Annotated in this window: 17 protein-coding genes; 12 read left to right on the top strand and 5 right to left on the bottom strand. The window is 74.0% G+C overall.

The genetic code is table 11. The annotated features are described in order from the left end of the window. The first annotated feature begins 171 nt into the window (after window positions 1-171). From kdpF to STTU_RS04235, 8 genes are all read left to right on the top strand, one after another. The gene (gene kdpF, locus STTU_RS32395) at window positions 172-261 is read left to right on the top strand and encodes a K(+)-transporting ATPase subunit F (RefSeq protein WP_037827006.1); all 90 of its coding nucleotides are present in this window, start codon (window positions 172-174) and stop codon (window positions 259-261) included. Between the two features lie 8 nt (window positions 262-269). Next, window positions 270-1,961, top strand: coding sequence for a potassium-transporting ATPase subunit KdpA (kdpA, locus tag STTU_RS04265; protein ID WP_007820143.1), 1,692 nt, complete (start codon window positions 270-272; stop codon window positions 1,959-1,961). Further along, complete coding sequence (gene kdpB, locus STTU_RS04260) at window positions 1,958-4,054, top strand: potassium-transporting ATPase subunit KdpB (RefSeq protein ID WP_043254100.1); 2,097 nt, start codon at window positions 1,958-1,960, stop codon at window positions 4,052-4,054. The genes kdpA and kdpB overlap by 4 nt, the downstream gene beginning before the upstream one ends. Before the next feature lie 6 nt (window positions 4,055-4,060). Further along, window positions 4,061-4,726, top strand: a complete 666-nt coding sequence (locus tag STTU_RS04255; RefSeq protein ID WP_007820139.1) for a potassium-transporting ATPase subunit C — start codon at window positions 4,061-4,063, stop codon at window positions 4,724-4,726. Window positions 4,727-5,070: 344 nt separating this feature from the next. Continuing rightward, a complete protein-coding gene (locus STTU_RS04250) occupies window positions 5,071-5,913 on the top strand; it encodes a M55 family metallopeptidase (protein ID WP_007820137.1) in 843 nt (280 codons plus the stop codon). After that, window positions 5,906-7,252 (top strand): M20/M25/M40 family metallo-hydrolase, encoded by a 1,347-nt coding sequence (locus STTU_RS04245; RefSeq protein ID WP_043254098.1) that lies wholly within the window; start codon window positions 5,906-5,908, stop codon window positions 7,250-7,252. Before STTU_RS04250 ends, STTU_RS04245 begins: the two co-directional genes overlap by 8 nt. A gap of 121 nt (window positions 7,253-7,373) precedes the next feature. Next, window positions 7,374-9,386: a S9 family peptidase gene (locus STTU_RS04240; protein ID WP_007820134.1), complete on the top strand. Its 2,013-nt coding sequence runs from the start codon at window positions 7,374-7,376 to the stop codon at window positions 9,384-9,386. Continuing rightward, window positions 9,383-10,321 (top strand): S66 peptidase family protein, encoded by a 939-nt coding sequence (locus STTU_RS04235; RefSeq protein ID WP_043254096.1) that lies wholly within the window; start codon window positions 9,383-9,385, stop codon window positions 10,319-10,321. Before STTU_RS04240 ends, STTU_RS04235 begins: the two co-directional genes overlap by 4 nt. 3 nt (window positions 10,322-10,324) lie before the next feature. On the opposite strand, the gene STTU_RS04230 is transcribed toward STTU_RS04235, so the two are convergent. From STTU_RS04230 to STTU_RS04220, 3 genes are all read right to left on the bottom strand, one after another. Beyond that, complete coding sequence (locus STTU_RS04230) at window positions 10,325-10,795, bottom strand: MarR family winged helix-turn-helix transcriptional regulator (protein WP_007820130.1); 471 nt, start codon at window positions 10,793-10,795, stop codon at window positions 10,325-10,327. Between the two features lie 67 nt (window positions 10,796-10,862). Next, window positions 10,863-11,645 carry a metallophosphoesterase family protein gene (locus STTU_RS04225; protein WP_043254093.1) on the bottom strand — a complete coding sequence of 261 codons (783 nt, stop codon included), beginning with the start codon at window positions 11,643-11,645 and terminating at the stop codon, window positions 10,863-10,865. Beyond that, window positions 11,642-12,334 (bottom strand): HAD-IA family hydrolase, encoded by a 693-nt coding sequence (locus tag STTU_RS04220; protein ID WP_007820127.1) that lies wholly within the window; start codon window positions 12,332-12,334, stop codon window positions 11,642-11,644. Before STTU_RS04220 ends, STTU_RS04225 begins: the two co-directional genes overlap by 4 nt. A 47-nt stretch (window positions 12,335-12,381) precedes the next feature. Here STTU_RS04220 and STTU_RS04215 point away from each other — a divergent pair, with 47 nt between their 5' ends. After that, the gene (locus STTU_RS04215; protein ID WP_007820125.1) at window positions 12,382-12,996 is read left to right on the top strand and encodes a GNAT family N-acetyltransferase; all 615 of its coding nucleotides are present in this window, start codon (window positions 12,382-12,384) and stop codon (window positions 12,994-12,996) included. A 2-nt stretch (window positions 12,997-12,998) separates the two neighbouring features. Here STTU_RS04215 and STTU_RS04210 read toward each other — a convergent pair whose 3' ends face one another. Beyond that, window positions 12,999-13,379, bottom strand: coding sequence for a DUF6204 family protein (locus tag STTU_RS04210; protein ID WP_007820123.1), 381 nt, complete (start codon window positions 13,377-13,379; stop codon window positions 12,999-13,001). Window positions 13,380-13,435: 56 nt separating this feature from the next. Here STTU_RS04210 and STTU_RS04205 point away from each other — a divergent pair, with 56 nt between their 5' ends. The 3 genes from STTU_RS04205 (at window position 13,436) to STTU_RS04195 (ending at window position 16,299) form a co-directional block, all read left to right on the top strand. Next, the gene (locus tag STTU_RS04205; protein ID WP_007820121.1) at window positions 13,436-14,332 is read left to right on the top strand and encodes an arginase family protein; all 897 of its coding nucleotides are present in this window, start codon (window positions 13,436-13,438) and stop codon (window positions 14,330-14,332) included. 179 nt (window positions 14,333-14,511) lie between these two features. Next, window positions 14,512-15,192, top strand: a complete 681-nt coding sequence (locus tag STTU_RS04200) for a HEAT repeat domain-containing protein (protein WP_043254090.1) — start codon at window positions 14,512-14,514, stop codon at window positions 15,190-15,192. An 84-nt stretch (window positions 15,193-15,276) separates the two neighbouring features. Further along, entirely contained in the window at window positions 15,277-16,299 is a 1,023-nt protein-coding gene (locus STTU_RS04195; RefSeq protein WP_007820118.1) for a MerR family transcriptional regulator, read from the top strand. Window positions 16,300-16,370: 71 nt separating this feature from the next. Here the strand turns inward: STTU_RS04195 and STTU_RS04190 are convergent, their stop codons facing one another. Continuing rightward, window positions 16,371-16,739 (bottom strand): VOC family protein, encoded by a 369-nt coding sequence (locus STTU_RS04190; RefSeq protein ID WP_007820115.1) that lies wholly within the window; start codon window positions 16,737-16,739, stop codon window positions 16,371-16,373. Window positions 16,740-16,946: the final 207 nt, after the last annotated feature.

Raw genomic sequence — 16,946 nt, 5'->3', positions numbered from 1 at the left:
GCTCCCGAGCGCCGGAATCCGCGTTTCGATCGGAACGTACCCAACCGATCAGACCCGTGGAAACGCACGGCTTAGCTCTCTGGAGTCAACGATGGCCGATCTGGCCTTCGTGGCCACCATGCTCGCGGTGTTCGCGCTCGTGGCCCTCGTCGCGAAAGGGGTGACGAAGCTGTGACCGCCGAAAACGTCACCGGGCTCCTCGTGGCCCTCGCCCTCCTCGTGTACCTCGTCCTGGCCCTGGTCCGTCCGGAGAGGTTCTGAGCGGCGACATGAGTCCTGTACTGGCCGGAATACTCCAGTTGCTCGCGCTCGTCGTCGCCCTCGGCCTCTCCTACCGGCCGCTCGGCGACTACATGGCGCGGGTGTATTCCTCGCCCCGCCACCTGCGGGTGGAGAAATGGATCTACCGGGTCATCGGCGCGAATCCGGACACCGCGATGCGGTGGCCCGCCTATCTGCGCGGTGTGCTCGCCTTTTCCCTCGTATCCCTCCTCTTCCTCTACGCGCTCCAGCGCCTCCAGGGAATCCTGCCCGGCTCGCTCGGTTTCTCCTCGATCGACCCGGACCAGGCGTTCAACACCGCCGCCTCCTTCGTCGCCAATACCAACTGGCAGTCCTATTACGGCGAGCAGGCGATGGGCCACGTCGTGCAGACCGGTGGCCTCGCGGTGCAGAACTTCGTCTCGGCCGCCGTCGGCATGGCCGTCGCGATCGCCCTCGTCCGCGGATTCGCGCACCCCCGCCTGCTGGGCCGCAAGCTCGGCGCGGGTACCGGTGAGCTGGGGAACTTCTGGTCCGACCTCGTGCGCGGCACCGTCCGCGTCCTGCTGCCGATCGCCGCCGTCGCCGCCGTGCTGCTCGTCGCGTGCGGCGCGATCCAGAACTTCGCCGGTATCCACGAGGTCGGCCAGTTCTCGGGCGGCACGCAACAGTTCAACGGGGGAGCGGTCGCCTCGCAGGAGGCGATCAAGGAGCTGGGCACGAACGGCGGCGGCTATTTCAACGCCAACTCCGCGCACCCCTTCGAGAACCCGAACCCGCTCTCCAATCTCCTGGAGATCTTCCTCATCCTGGTGATCCCCTTCTCCCTCACCCGCACCTTCGGCCGCATGGTCGGCTCGGTGCGCCAGGGATACGCGATCCTCGCCACGATGGGATTCATCTGGCTCGGATTCACCGCCCTCATGATGTGGACGGAATTCGCCCACCACGGCCCCGCTTTCCAGCTCGCGGGCGGTGCCATGGAAGGAAAGGAGACCCGCTTCGGGGTCGGCGGTTCCTCGCTCTTCGCGGTCGCCACGACCCTCACCTCGACCGGCGCCGTCAATTCCTTCCACTCGTCCTTCACCGGACTCGGCGGCGGAATCACCATGCTGGGCATGCAATTGGGCGAGATCGCGCCCGGCGGCGTCGGCTCCGGCCTCTACGGAATGCTCGTCATCGCCGTCATCGCGGTGTTCCTCGCGGGACTCATGGTCGGCCGCACCCCCGAATACCTCGGCAAGAAGATCGGGCCCCGCGAGATCAAACTCGCCGCGCTCTACATCCTCGTCACCCCGGCACTCGTCCTGTGCTTCACCGCCGCCGCGATGGCCCTCCCCACGCCCGGCAACTCGATGACGAACTCGGGCCCGCACGGCTTCTCCGAGATCCTGTACGCCTACACCTCGGCCGCCAACAACAACGGCTCCGCGTTCGCCGGGCTCAACGCCGACACGCAGTGGTTCAACACCACGACCGGCCTCGCGATGCTCCTCGGCCGCTTCCTGCCGATGGTCTTCGTCCTCGCCCTCGCCGGCTCCTTCGCGGCGCGGCGCCCCGTCCCCGAGACGGCCGGCACGCTCCGTACCGCGAAGCCCCTCTTCACCGGGGTGCTCACCGGCACCCTCCTCATCGTCACCGGACTCACCTACTTCCCGGCGCTCGCGCTGGGACCGCTCGCCGAAGGGCTCGCCTCATGAGCACCGCCACCCCCGTCCGGCAACCGGCGCCGGAGCAGCCGGAGCCCCCGGATGCCCCGCCCCGCGTCGCGGGCGGCCTCTTCGACCCCGCCCAGCTCGTGCGCTCCCTGCCCGAGGCGCTCCGCAAGCTCGACCCGCGCGTCATGGTCTCCTCCCCGGTCATGTTCGTCGTCGAGATCGGCTCCGTCCTCACCACGGTCTTCGCCTGCCTCCACCCGGGGGAGTGGTTCGGCTGGACGATCGCCGCGTGGCTGTGGCTCACGACGCTCTTCGCGAACCTCGCCGAAGCCGTCGCCGAGGGGCGCGGCAAGGCGCAGGCCGCGTCCCTGCGCCGCACCCGCGGCGAGACCGTCGCGCGCCGCCTCGACGGGACCACCGAGGAGCAGGTCCCCGGCGGCGCGCTGCGCGTCGGTGACCTCGTGGTCTGCGAGGCGGGGGACGTCATACCCGGCGACGGGGACGTCGTCGAAGGTGTCGCCTCCGTCGACGAATCGGCCATCACCGGCGAGTCCGCGCCCGTCATCCGCGAGTCGGGCGGCGACCGCTGCGCCGTGACCGGCGGGACCCGCGTCCTCTCGGACCGCGTCGTCGTCCGTATCACCGCGAAGCCCGGCGAGACCTTCATCGACCGCATGATCGGCCTCGTCGAGGGCGCCGCGCGGCAGAAGACCCCGAACGAGATCGCGCTCACGATCCTCCTCGCCTCGCTCACGATCGTCTTCCTCCTCGCCGTCGTCACCCTCCAGCCTTTCGCGCACTACGCGGGCGCCGAACAGTCCGTCACGGTCCTCGTCGCGCTCCTGGTGTGCCTCATCCCGACGACGATCGGCGCGCTGCTCTCCGCGATCGGCATCGCGGGCATGGACCGCCTCGTGCAGCGCAACGTCCTCGCGACCTCGGGCCGCGCCGTCGAGGCGGCGGGCGACATATCGACACTGCTCCTCGACAAGACCGGCACTATCACGTACGGGAACCGCCGCGCGAGTGCCTTCCGCCCCGTCGCGGGCGTCACCGAGGCCGAGCTCGCCCGCGCGGCCCGCCTCTCCTCGCTCGCCGACGAGACGCCCGAGGGCCGCTCGATCGTCGCGCTCGCCGAGGAGCGGGAGACGGGGGCGCAGGAGGAGAGCCCGGCGGGCACGGAACACGTGCCGTTCACCGCGCAGACCCGCATGTCCGGCGTGGACCTGCCCGCCGAGCGGACCCGCATCCGCAAGGGCGCGGCGGGGTCCGTACGGGAGTGGGTCCGCGCCGGGGGCGGCGACCCCGGCGAGGAGGCGGCCCGCATCGCGGACGAGATCGGCGGGAGCGGCGGGACCCCGCTGCTCGTCGCCGTCGAGGACGCGCGCGGGGCCCGCGTCCTCGGCGTGGTCCACCTCAAGGACGTCGTGAAGACGGGGATGCGCGAGCGGTTCGCCGAGCTGCGCCGCATGGGCATCCGCACCGTCATGATCACGGGCGACAACCCGCTGACCGCCGCCGCCGTCGCGAAGGAGGCGGGCGTCGACGACTTCCTCGCCGAGGCGACCCCCGAGGACAAGCTCGCGCTCATCCGGCGCGAGCAGGCGGGCGGCCGGCTCGTCGCGATGACGGGCGACGGCACGAACGACGCGCCCGCGCTCGCGCAGGCGGACGTGGGCGTCGCGATGAACACGGGGACCTCGGCCGCCAAGGAGGCCGGGAACATGGTGGACCTCGACTCCGACCCCACCAAGCTCATCGAGATCGTCTCGATCGGCAAGCAACTGCTCATGACGCGGGGCGCGCTGACGACGTTCTCGATCGCCAACGACGTCGCGAAGTACTTCGCGATCATCCCGGCGATGTTCGCGGCGACCTATCCCGGGCTCGACAAGCTCAACATCATGCGCCTCGACTCGCCCGAGTCGGCGATCCTCTCCGCCGTCATCTTCAACGCGCTGATCATCGTGGCGCTCGTGCCGCTCGCCCTCAAGGGCGTGCGCTACCGGGCGGCGGGAGCCGACCAGCTCCTCCGCCGCAATCTGGGCCTCTACGGCCTCGGCGGCCTGATCGCCCCGTTCCTCGGCATCAAGCTCGTCGACCTCCTCGTCTCGCTCATCCCCGGAATCGGGTGACCCGCCATGAACTCCACCGCAGGCACCACGGGACGACTCCTGTGGGCCGGGCTGCGCGCCCTCCTCGTCCTGACCGTCGTCACCGGCGTGCTATACCCCCTCGCGATCACCGGGATCGCCCAGGGCCTCTTCCCCGGTAAGGCCAACGGCTCCGAGATCAAGGAGAACGGCAAGGTCGTCGGCTCCTCGCTCATCGGCCAGCGCTACGACCTCCCCCCGAAGAAGGGCGAGGACACCCCCCGCCCCGACCTGCGCTTCTTCCAGCCGCGCCCGTCCAACGGCCTCGGCACGAACAGCGTCAACACGCGGTACAAGCTCATTCTCTCGGGCGCGACGAACCGCTCCGGCGACAACGAGGAACTGATCGGCTGGGTACGGGAGGCCAAGGCGGACGTGGTACGGGACAACTCCGTCCCCGGCCACCCCGTGCGCCCCGCCGACGTCCCGGCCGACGCGGTCACCTCGTCGGGCTCGGGCCTGGACCCCGACATCTCCCCGGAGTACGCCGCCCTCCAGGCCCGCCGCGTCGCCGAGCGCAACGACCTGCCGCTGAGCGAGGTCCGCACCCTGATCGACGCCCACACGAGCGACCGCACACTGGGCTTCGCGGGAGAGCCGAGGGTGAACGTCCTGAAGCTGAACATGGCGCTGCGGCAGGCAGCCCAGCACTGACCCGCACCGAATTCCAGCCCCGCACGCAATCCGATCGGCGCACGAAATCCGACGCGCACGCAAAACCCGATCCGCACCAAACCCCCAGCCCCTCCGGCGCTTGAGGAGCGGGGTCCGGGGCGGAGCCCCGAACGGGGGCGCGGGGCGGAGCCCCGAACAGGGGGCCGGGGCGCAGCCCCGCCTCGGGCTCGGGGCGCAGCCCCGGCCCCCCGGCCCCCGTCACCGGTACGCCCATTGGCGGTGTCGCCACCCCGAGGGAAAGGCCATTGACCTGCGCGCCTGCCGCAAGATCTACTCTGACGGGGCCGCCCGCCCAGGCCCGGCCCCCGAGGAGAGGAGGACGCGTGCGGATTCTGATCAGCGCCGACATGGAGGGCGCCACGGGGGTCACGTGGCCCGGGGACGTCCTGCCGGGGACGCCGCTCTGGGAGCGGTGCCGGCCGATGTTCACCTCCGACGTCGACGCCGCCGTACGCGGTTTCTACGACGGCGGCGCGGACTCCGTGCTCGTCAACGAGGCGCACTGGTCGATGCGGAATCTGCTCATCGAGCGGATGGACGAGCGCGTCGAGATGCTCACCGGCAAGCACAAGGACCTCAGCATGGTCGAGGGCGCGCAGTACGAGGGCGCCCGCGCCGCCGACGCGATCGCCTTCGTCGGCTACCACGCCGGGGCCGGTATGGAGGGCGTCCTCGCGCACACCTTCCTCGCCAACCAGATCACCGGCGTGTGGCTCGACGGGCGGCGCGCGAGCGAGGGCCTGCTGAACGCCGCGCTCGTCGCCGAGTACGGCATCCCCGTCATCCTCGTCACCGGCGACGACCTCGCCTGCCGGGACGCCGAGGGGTACGCGCCCGAGGCCCGCAAGGTCGCCGTCAAGGACCACGTCTCGCGCTACGCCGCGATCTGCCGCACCCCCACCCGTACCGCGAAGGACATCCGCGCGGCGGCGCGGGAGGCCGTCGCACTCGCGGGCCGTCACGAACCCGTCCCGGCGGCGCCGCACACGATCGAGGTCGAGTTCGACGCCGCGCACCTCTCGCAGATCGTCACCTCGATCCCCGGCGTCTCCCGCGCGGGCGAACGCAAGGTCTCCTTCGAGAGCCCGACCATGTACGAGGCGTACCGCACCTTCAAGTCGGTGTGCTCGATCGCCTCCGGAGCAGTGGAGGAGCAGTATGGCTGAGCAGCAGACCCCCGCCGCCGAGGGCCCCGACGCCCTCTCCCTCGACGAGGTCGTCACCTACACGTCGGACCTCATCCGCATCGACACCACGAACAGGGGCGGCGGCGACTGCCGGGAACGCCCCGCCGCCGAGTACTGCGCGGCCCGCCTCGCCGAGGCCGGGCACGAGCCCGTGCTCCTGGAGCGCACCGAGGGCCGCGCCAACGTCGTCGTACGCGTCCCCGGCACCGACCCCACCGCCCCCGGCCTCCTCGTGCACGGGCACCTCGACGTCGTGCCCGCGCAGGCGGCGGACTGGAGCGTGGACCCGTTCTCGGGCGAGGTGCGCGACGGGCTCGTGTGGGGGCGCGGCGCCGTCGACATGAAGAACATGGACGCGATGATCCTCGCGGTCCTGAACTCCTGGCACCGCACGGGCGTACGGCCACGCCGCGACGTCGTCGTCGCCTTCACCGCCGACGAGGAGGCGAGCGCCGAGGACGGCTCCGGCTTCCTCGCCGAGCGGCACGCCGATCTCTTCGCGGGCGTCACCGAGGGCGTCAGCGAGTCGGGCGCCTTCACCTTCCACGACGGCTCGGGCAACGAGCTGTACCCCATCGCCGCAGGCGAACGGGGCACTGCCTGGCTGGAGTTGACCGCGCGAGGGCGTGCGGGGCACGGCTCCAAGGCCAACGCGGAGAATGCCGTGAGCCGCCTCGCCGCCGCCGTCACGCGCATCGGCGCCCACCGCTGGCCCGTCCGCCTCACCCCCGTCGTGAGCGCCGCGCTCAAGGACATCGGCGCGGTCTACGGACTCGAAGCCGACCTGCACGCACCGGACTTCGACGTCGACGCCTACCTCGCCAAGCTCGGCCCCGCCGCCTCGCTCGTCGCCTCCACCGTGCGCAACAGCTCCAACCCGACGATGCTCAACGCCGGTTACAAGGTCAACGTGATCCCCGGCAGCGCCACGGCCATGATCGACGGCCGTTTCCTGCCCGGCCACGAGGACGAGTTCCGCGCCACGATGGACGAGCTGACCGGGCCCGACGTCGCCTGGGAGTTCCACCACCGCGAGACGGCCCTGACCGCCCCGCTCGACTCGCCCACGTACGCGCGGATGCGGGAAGCGGTACGGGAGTTCGCGCCCGAGGGCATCCCGGTCCCGTACTGCATGTCGGGCGGCACCGACGCGAAGCAGTTCTCGCGCCTCGGCATCACGGGCTACGGCTTCTCGCCGCTGCGCATGCCGCCGGGGCTCGACTACAACGCGCTCTTCCACGGTGTCGACGAGCGCGTCCCCGTGGACGCGCTCCACTTCGGCGTCCGCGTCCTGGACCGCTTCCTGCGCACCGCCTGACCGGCAACTCCCGCCCGGCACCGCCCGAGCCGCACCGTCGCGCGCGCGGCCGAGTCCGCACCGCCCGAAGCGCGCGGCATCGTCGTCCCCGTCGCACGCACCTTCCGAGAGAGGTCCCCCTATGGGCAGCACCCCCGCCGAACTCCCCTACGGAACCTGGCCGTCGCCGATCGACGCGGCGACCGCCGCGAGTCACGACGGCGTGCCCGACCACCTCGGCCACGTCGGAGACGAGCTGTGGTGGACCGCGCCGCGCCCCGCAGAGGGCGGTCGCAGGACGCTCGTGCGGCGACGCGCGGACGGCACCGAGGAGAGCGCGCTGCCCGCACCGTGGAACGTGCGCAACAGCGTGATGGGGTACGGGGGTTTCCCGTGGACGGGCCGCACAGGCGCGCACGGGCCGCTCGTCGTCTTCACGCACTTCGGCGACCAGCGGCTGTACGTCGTCGAGCCGGACGCCCCCGACAGCGCACCGCGCCCGCTCACGCCGCTGTCGCCGGTCGGCGAGGGACTGCGCTGGTGCGAGCCCGTGTTCGCGCCCTCGGCCGACGAAGTGTGGTGCGTCCTGGAGGAGTTCACGGGCGAGGAGCCGACCGACCTGCGGCGCGTCCTCGCGGCCGTGCCGCTCGACGGATCGGCGGCGGAGGACCGTACGGCGGTACGCGAACTGACAGACGACGCGCACCGGTTCGTCACCGGGCCGAAGCTCTCCCCGGACGGCACGCAGGCCGTGTGGCTCGCGTGGGACCACCCGCGCATGCCCTGGGACGGCACCGAACTGCGGCACGCGAGCATCACCCCCGGAGGCGTCCTCACCGATGCCCGCACGCTCATCGGCGGGCCCGGGGAGGCCGTCGCGCAGGCCGAGTTCACGCCCGAGGGCGCGCTGCTCGCCGCGACCGAGCGCGGCAACTGGTGGAACCTGCACCGCGTCGACCCCGCGAGCGGCGAGGCCGTCAACCTGTGCCCGCGCGAGGAGGAGACCGGCGGCCCGCTGTGGAAGGCGGGGCTGCGCTGGTTCGCGCCGCTCGAAGGCGGGCTCGTCGCGATGCTCCACGGGCGCGGCGGCAACGCCCTCGGCGTCCTCGACCCCGCCGCGGGCACCCTCGTGGACGCCGCCGGGCCCTGGACCGAGTGGTCCGCGACCCTCGCCGTGCACGGCGGCCGTGTCACCGGCGTCGCCGCCGGGCCCGCGTCCGGCGCCGAGATCGTCGAACTCGACACCGTGACCGGCAGGGCCCGCGTCGTCGCGGCACCGCACCACGACGCCGTCGACCCGGCCTACTACCCGGTCGCCGAGGAACGCGTCTTCACCGGCCCCGAGGGCCGCGACATCCACGTCCACCTGTACCCGCCGCACCACCCCGAGGCCACCGGGCCCGCGGGGACGCCCGCGCCGTACGTGATGTGGGCGCACGGCGGCCCGACCGGCTACGCGCCGTGCATGCTCGACCTGGAGATCGCCTACTTCACCTCGCGCGGCATCGGCGTCGCCGAGGTCAACTACGGCGGCTCCGCGCACTACGGCAAGGAGTACCGCGAGCGGCTGCGCGAGCAATGGGGGATCGTCGACGTCGAGGACTGCGCCGCCGTAGCCCGCGCTCTCGCCGACGAGGGCCTCGCCGACCCGGAGCGCCTCGCGGTGCGCGGCGGCAGCGCGGGCGGCTGGACCACGGGCGCCTCGCTCGTCTCCACCGACGTCTACGCCTGCGGCACGATCCTCTACCCCATCCTCGACCTCACGGGCTGGGCCACGAGCGGCACGCACGACTTCGAGTCGCAGTACCTCGAAGGACTCATCGGCCCGCTCGCCGAGGTCCCCACGCGGTACGAGGAGCGCTCCCCGGCGAACCACCCCGAGCAGGTCGCCGCGCCCTTCGTGCTCCTCCAGGGCCTCGACGACCCCATCTGCCCGCCCGTGCAGTGCGAACGCTTCCTCGACGCGCTCGCGAGCGCCCCGGGCGGCGGCGTCCCGCACGCGTACCTCACCTTCGAGGGCGAGGGCCACGGCTTCCGCAGGCTCGACACCCTCGTCCGCTCGCTGGAGGCCGAACTCTCGCTGTACGCGCAGACGTTCGGCTTCGAGGCGGCGGGCGTCCCGCACCTGGAGCTGCGCACGGCGGAGCAGCGGTGAGCCTCGTCCCGCTCACCCGCCCCGCCCGGCTCGTGCCCGGCGCGCGCGTCGCGGTCGTCGCCCCGAGCGGCCCCGTGCCCGAGGACCGGCTCAAGCCCGGACTCGACCTCCTGCGCGAGTGGGGACTCGCCCCCGTCGTCGGCGCCCATGTCCTCGACCGGCACCCGGAGTTCGGGTACCTCGCGGGCACGGACGCCGACCGCGCGGCGGACCTGCAGGCGGCCTGGTGCGACCCCTCCGTGGCCGCCGTGCTGTGCGCGCGCGGCGGGTACGGGGCGCAGCGCATGAGCGACCTGCTCGACTGGGACGCGATGCGCGCCGCCGGGCCCAAGCCCTTCCTCGGCTTCAGCGACATCACCGCGCTCCACGAGGACTTCGCGACGCGCCTCCACCTCGCCACGCTGCACGGCCCGATGGCCGCGGGCGTCGACTTCCTCCAGCACGAGGGCGCCCGCGCCCACCTGCGCGCGAGCCTCTTCGCACCCGAGGCCGTCCAGGTCCTGCACGCCGCCGAGGGCGCCCGCGCGCTGGTCCCCGGGCGCGCCGAGGGCATCACCTTCGGCGGCTGCGCCTCGCTCCTCGCCGCCGAACGCGGCACCCCGCACGCCCGCCCCGACGGCGCGGGCGGGCTGCTCCTCCTGGAGGACGTCGGCGAGGAGGCGTACCGCCTCGACCGCATCCTCACGCAGCTCCTGCGCACGGGGCTGCTCGACGGGGTGCGCGGCGTCCTCCTCGGCTCGTGGGAGGAGTGCGGCCCGTACGAGAGCGAGATCCGGCCGCTGCTCGCCGACCGCCTCGGCGGCCTCGGCGTGCCCGTGGTCGAGCACTTCGGCTTCGGGCACGGGCGCGGCGCGCTCACGATGCCGCTCGGGGTACGGGCCGTGCTCGACGCGGACGCGGGAACGCTGACGCTCGCCGAGCCCGCGCTCGTCTGAGGTTCAGCCCCGACCCTCGTCGTCGAGGCCCGCGCGGGCGAGGCGTTCGAGCAGCGCGATGGCCTTGTCCAGGTCGGCGCGCTCCTCGGGGCGCACGGCCTCGTCGATGGCGCGCGCGAGGAAGGCGGCACGGCCCGCGAGCAGCCGCTCGATCAGCTCGGCGGCCGAGGGTGCCGCGCTCGTGAGCTTCTTGCGGCCGTCCGAGGGGTCGGGCTCGGTACGGACGAGCCCGGCGGCCTTGAGCGCGGTGAGGCTCTGCGCGATGGACTGCGCGCTGACGTGGTCGAGCGCGGCGAGCCGCGCGGCGGTCACGGGCCCTTCGCGCACGACGCTCGCGAGGACGGTGAGCTGGGTCGGGGTGAGCCCCGTCGCGTGCTGACCCGACTCGGCGCGCAGGCGGGCGCGGAGCCGCCGGATCGCGTCGTTGAGGCGCTGAGCGGTCTCGGGGGTGGAAGCGGGCGGGGAAGGAGGCATGCCGGAAGGGTAGAAATACGCAAGTAACCTTGTCAAGTTACTTGCGTATCTTTGCATGCTTGGTCCGTCACTCTCTGCCGCCCTCCTTTCGGCCGTCGCGCGGCCCGAACGCCGCGAGCGCCTCCAGGTCGCCCACCCCGCCGCGCACGTACGTCTCCGCCCACGCCCGCGCCTCCGGGTACGCGGAACCCGCCGCCACCGCGTCGGTCGCCGCCGGTACGTCCACGGGCGTGTGCCGCAGCGACACCTGCCCGTCGCGCAGCAGCGCCCAGGAGCCGCCGGGGCGGCCGTACGACATCCCGACGCTGCCCGGGTTGACGACGAGGCGCCCGCCGACGAGCCGCACGAAGGGCATGTGGGTGTGGCCGCACACCACCGTCCGCACCTCGTCCGGGAGCCCCGCGAAGACCTCCGCCCACTTCGCCGGGCGGGTGTCCACGAGCACCACCTCCTCGTCGTCGCGCGGGGTGCCGTGACAGAACACGACGGGCCCGAAGCCCGCCACCTCGCGCACCACGGGGTGCGGGAGGCCGCCGAGCAGATCGAGGTGGGCGGGCGCGAGCTGCCGGGCGGCCCACACGTCGACGGGGAAGGCCCCCTCCGCGGGGAGCGTGCCGCGCGCGAGGGCGACGAGTTCGCGATCCGCGTTGCCCCGTACGAGCACGGCGCGCTCGCCGAGGCCCCGCAGGCGGTCAAGGACCGCGACCGGCTGCGGTCCCGCCGCCAAGTCACCCGTGAAGACGAGGAGTTCTGCCTCGCGCACGTCCGGTTCGGCGAGGACGGCTTCGAGGACCGGGAGGACGCCGTGGAGGTCCGAGAGCACGGCGGCGGAGCGTACGGGAAGGCTCATCCCGTCATGCTCGCCGGGCCTTTCGCCGGGTTCAAGCCGGGGCCGGGGAGTACGCCGAGGGCGGAGAGCGCGGCGCGGACCTCCGTGTGGCTCGCGGCGTGCGTGTGCGCGGCCGGGAGCGCCTCGGCGCCGTACGCGGTGGTGAGCCCGATGACGTGACACCCGGCCGCGCGCGCCGCCTCGGCCCCCGCCGGGGCGTCCTCGACGGCCACGCAGGCATCCGGCGGCACGCCGAGCCGGGCGGCGGCGAGCGCGTAGCAGTCGGGCGCGGGCTTTCCCCGTACGACGTCCTCGCCGTGCACCCGCACCAGGGGCAGCGGCAGCCCGGCGGCGACGAACCGCGCGGGTACGGCGGCCCGGCCGCCCGAGGTGACGAGCGCCCACGGCACGCGCGCCGCCTCCAGCGCGGCGAGCAGCCCGCCCGCCCCGGGTACGGGCGGCACCGCGTCCCCCTCCGTCGCCAACAGCGCGTCGAGCGCCCGCCTTTCGTCCGCCGCGTCGAGCGCGGGTGCCGCCGCGCGGACCGTGTCCTCGGGGCGCCTGCCGAAGGTGAGCGGCCACACGGCCTCGGGGTCGAGCCCCTTCCGTATCGCCCATGTGTCCCACACGCGACGGTGCGAGGCCGCCGAGTCGAGGAGGACGCCGTCCACGTCGAGGAGGACGGCTCGGGCCGGGGGAGCGTCGCGCATGTGCGTGAGCCTGCCACGGACCGCGCGGGCTTTGCTAGCGTGCGCCGGTGACCGAAGGACTCGTACACCCCGCGCCCGACACCGCCGCCTTCCCCGAATTCCCGCGCGCTCCCGCCCCGGCTCCCGCCCCCGTCCTCGCCGAGGGCCCCCGTACGACGCTGCACGCGCTGCGGCACGCGGACGGGCCCGCGTTCGTGGCGCGGGTGCGCGAGAGCCGCGCCCTGCACCACCCCTGGCTGTCGATGCCCGACGACGCGAACGCCTTCGCCGCCTACGCGGACCGGCTGGGCGAACCCGCGCGGGCCGGGTTCCTGCTCCGTACCCGCGCGGACGGCGCCCTCGCCGGCTTCGTCAACATCAACAACATCGTGCACGGAGCCTTCCGCTGCGGCGCGCTCGGCTACGGCGCCTTCGCGGGAGCGGAGGGGCGCGGCCACATGACCGAGGGACTCGGCCTCCTCGTCCGGTACGCCTTCACCGCGCTCGGCCTGCACCGCCTGGAGATCAACGTCCAGCCGGAGAACACCGCTTCGTGCGCCCTCGCCCGCCGCCTCGGCTTCCGCCACGAGGGGTACTCGCCGGACTTCCTGTACATCGACGGAGCCTGGCGCGGGCACGAACGCTTCGCGCTCACCAGCGAGAGGGCGGCACCGGACGCCTGACGTCAGCCGCGCCGCTTGCGGTTGACCTTCATCGTGTCCAGGTCGGTCACCGCCGCGCGCAACTCGCCACAGTGCAGGCCGCGTTCACGCAGTACGTGCTCAAGCCGCTCCTCGGCGAGGGCTGCGGCCATCTCCTCGCCGTCCTCCGTGTCCGAGCGCAGTTCGATCCGGAACGAGAACGCCTTCAGCGTACGGTCGTAGGCGAGCGAGCCCTCGGGCGTGAACCGCATCGCGCCGAGACCGTCCGCCTCGGCGAGCCCGGCCCGCAGCGTCTCCCGCTCGGCCTCGTCCACCGGCGCCCACACCCCGCGCAGGGTCACGCGGTAGGTGTGCTGTTCGTGCCGCTCGTCCTGCGGGCCGGGGGGTGCGGTGGGGCTGCTCATGGTGCCTTCTCGGAAATCGGGTGAAGTGTGCCGCGCCACCGTAGAGGATGGGCCGCATGCGACGCACGGTGATAATCGACGCGCCCTCCAACCTCGGCCTCAGGCCCCCGGCACCCGGCGAGGTGCCCGGCTGCCACGGCCTCGCGGCGGCGCTGCGCGCACGGGACCTGCCCCGGCGGATCGGTGCCCACGACGGGGGCGCCGTACCCGCCCCCGCGTACGACCGGGGCGACTGGCGGCTCGGCGACGGCGTCTTCCACGCACCCCAGCTCGCCACCTACACAAGGCGGTTGGCGGAGCGGATCGGCACGCTCCTCGACGGGGGAGACTTCCCCGTGGTGCTCGGCGGCGACTGCGCGATCCAGCTCGGCGCCTCGCTCGCGCTGCGCCGCAGGGGCCGCTACGGGCTCCTCGCGGCCGACGCCTCGGCCGACTTCCGCCACCTCGGCAACGCCCCCGCCGTCGGCGCCGCCGCGGGCGAGGAGGTCGCGATCGCCACCGGGCGCGGACAGGCGGACCTCGCGGACATCGACGGGCTGCGGCCCTACCTGCGCGAGGAGGACATCCGCTACGCGGGCATCAGGGACGGCGACGAGGACATCCCCGAGCTGACCTCGCTCGGGATGGGCGTCGTCACGGTCGCCGCGCTGCGCGAGCGGGGCCCCGATGCGGTCGGCGCGGCGCTCGCGGAGGAGCTGGGCGGCGGGGGACGGGCCGGGTACTGGGTGCACTGCGACGCGGACGTACTCGACCCCGCCGTCATGCCCGCCGTGGACAGCCCCGACCCGGGCGGACTGGAACCGGACGAACTCACGGAGCTGCTCCGCCCCTTGCTCGCGCACCCGGGCTGCGTCGGCCTGAACGTGACGATCTACGACCCGGACAAGGACCCCGAGGGGACGGCGGGGGACACGCTGGCGGACCTGCTGGCGGCGGCGTTCCCACAGGGGTGAAGGGGGTCTTTCCGTGCGGGGGCTCTCCCTCGTAGGGGTGTGCCTTCTCGCTGACCACGGGCTCCCGCGCCCCTTCGCCTTCCCCGGTCCCCGTCTCCGGGCGTTTGACCTTGACACCGTGGCAAGCCCTTCACTGGGGACTCCACGACAAGCCCTGCGGGGCGGGGAGGCGGATTCCCATGGCCATGCCGGAAGCGGTGCCGTACACGACGCGGGTCCTGCGGGCGCTGGCGAGCGACGACGGGTCCGTACGGCTGCGGGCGGCGCTCGCGGCGGGTACGGACCCCGACCCGGCGTACGTCGGCACGCTCGTGGCGCGGTGCGCGGTCGAGCCGGAGTTCGGCGTACGGGAGATGCTGACGTGGGCGCTGATCCGGCACCCGGAGACGGCGACCGTGCCGCTGCTCGTCGCCGCCTCGCGCGCGGAGCCCGCGCAGGCGCGTGCCCAGGCCCTGCACACGCTCTCGAAGATCGCCGCGCCGGGCACGTGGGAGGCGATCACGCCCGCCTTGCTGGGCGACCCGGACGACGAGGTGGCCCGCGCCGCGTGGCGCGCGGCCGTGGTGCTCGTCCCCGAGGGCGGGGAGGCCGCGCTGGCCGTAGCGTTGTCGGCACAGCTCGGACGGGGCGACCCCGACGTGCGGCTCAGCCTGAGCCGGGCACTGATCGCGCTCGGCGGGGCGGCGCTGCCGGTCCTCGCGGAGCGGGAGAGGGCCGCCGACCCGGAGGTGCGCGCGCACGCCCTGGCCACGGAACGGCTGCGACGGGACCCCTCGCTCGGCTTCGCCTCGGCGATCGAGGCGGTGAAACGTGTCATCGCGCTGGGACCGGACGGCCCGGCGGGGCGGGAAGAGCGGTAACGGCCGCCGGGCGCTCGGGCGCTCGGGCGCCCGGAAGCGGGGAGGCATGACGACGGCCACGGCGGCCGGGAGGAGCGGTGGACGGTGCTGATCGGTGAGCTGGCGCGGCGGTCCGGGGTCAGCGCCCGCATGCTCCGGCACTACGAGGCGCTCGGCCTCGTGCGCCCGCGCGGCCGTACCGGCTCCGGCTACCGGGAGTACGGGGCCGACGACGTGCGGCGCGTCTTCCACGTCGAGAGCCTCCGCTCGCTCGGCCTGTCCCTGCGCGAGGTGGGGCGCGCGCTCGACGACCCGGACTTCGCGCCCGCGCGCCTCGTCGAGGAACTCGCCCGGCGGACCCGGGAGCGCATCGCCGCGGAGACCGAACTGCTCACGAGGCTCGACCGCCTCAGAGCCGCCGGACCGGCCGACTGGGACGACGTCCTGCGCGGCGCGGCGCTGCTCCGGGCGCTCGGCGCGTGGAACGCGGACGACAGGCAGCGCGCCGCGCTCGCCGCCGAGGGCGGCCCCGTACCGGCGGAGGCGCTCGCGGACGCGGTGCTGCGCGAGCCGGACCCGTACGTGGCGGGAGCGCTGCGCTGGGCGCTCGCCCGGACGGACGGGAGCGCGCTCGCGCCGCTGGCCCGGGGCCTCGACTCCCCGGCGGCGGAGGTGCGGGAACGCGCGGCGCGCTCCCTCGCGGCGCTCCCGGCCGACGCGGACGCCGACGCCGACACCGGGGTGACGGCGCTGCTGCGGCGGGCCCTCGGGCACGCCGACGCGGAGGTCCGCGACCACGCGGCCCTCGCGCTGGGGGCGCGGGGGCACACGGAGGCGGTGCCCGCGCTGGTGGCGATGGTCGTCGCGGGGCGCCACGACGTGGACGCGGCGGACGCGCTGAGCCGCCTGGCGGGGGAGGGGGGTGGGATGGGGGACCGTGTCGTCGGGCTGCTCGCCGAGGGGCTGGAGCCCGGGGGCGCGGGCGCGGCGGCGAGGCGGCGGATCGCCCAGGCCCTCGCGGACATCCCCGGCGACGCCGCGACGCGGCTCCTGCTCGCGCTCACGCGGGACGAGGACCGGGGGGTGGCGGTCAGCGCGGCCTACGGGGCGGGGCGGCGGGGGGAGTGAGCGGGTGGGCCGGCGCCCCGCCCCGTGAGCCACCGTGACCGCTCCGTCCTCCCCACCACGCCACCGTCACCTCACCCCGCCGGCGTCCCGCCCGCCCCACCCCGGTCCGCGTACTCGAAAATGCTCCCGTCCTGGTGCAGCGCCACCAGCGTGCGCCCCGCCGGGGAGCCGATCGGACCCGCCAGCACGCGCCCGCCCGAGGCCAGGAGCGCGACGGCCGCCTCCTCCACGTCGGGGACGGCGAGCGTCGCCCGTACCTGTCGCAGCACCTCGATCTCGGCCGCCGGGCCGCTCATCAGCAGGAAGCAGCCCACGGCGGCCACCGAGACGTTCCCGCGGTCGAAACGCTCGGCGGGCCGGCCGACGAGGCGTTCGTAGAACGGGACCGTGCGGTCCAGGTCATCGACACAGACACGGAGCGTGGTACCCAGAATCTCCATGGGCCGAGCCTAGTTGGCGCGCCCGCCCGAGGTGATCGTTTCCGGCCGCAGGCCGCTGTCCCGGTCCCGGCCCGCTCGCCGCGCGCGATGCCGCGTCCCTTTCCATACTGGGAGAACTGGGAGAAACGCCCCGGGCGCACGTTTGCCCGGCGTACCCCCGGGGACCCGAAGAGCCGCGCTCGTGCACGACCCGTGCACCCCGCGTAC

This window comes from Streptomyces sp. Tu6071 (assembly GCF_000213055.1).
GTDB lineage: Bacteria > Actinomycetota > Actinomycetes > Streptomycetales > Streptomycetaceae > Streptomyces > Streptomyces evansiae.
The sequence above is the reverse complement of the archived record's forward strand: the minus strand, read 5'-3'. Positions and strand labels throughout refer to the sequence as shown.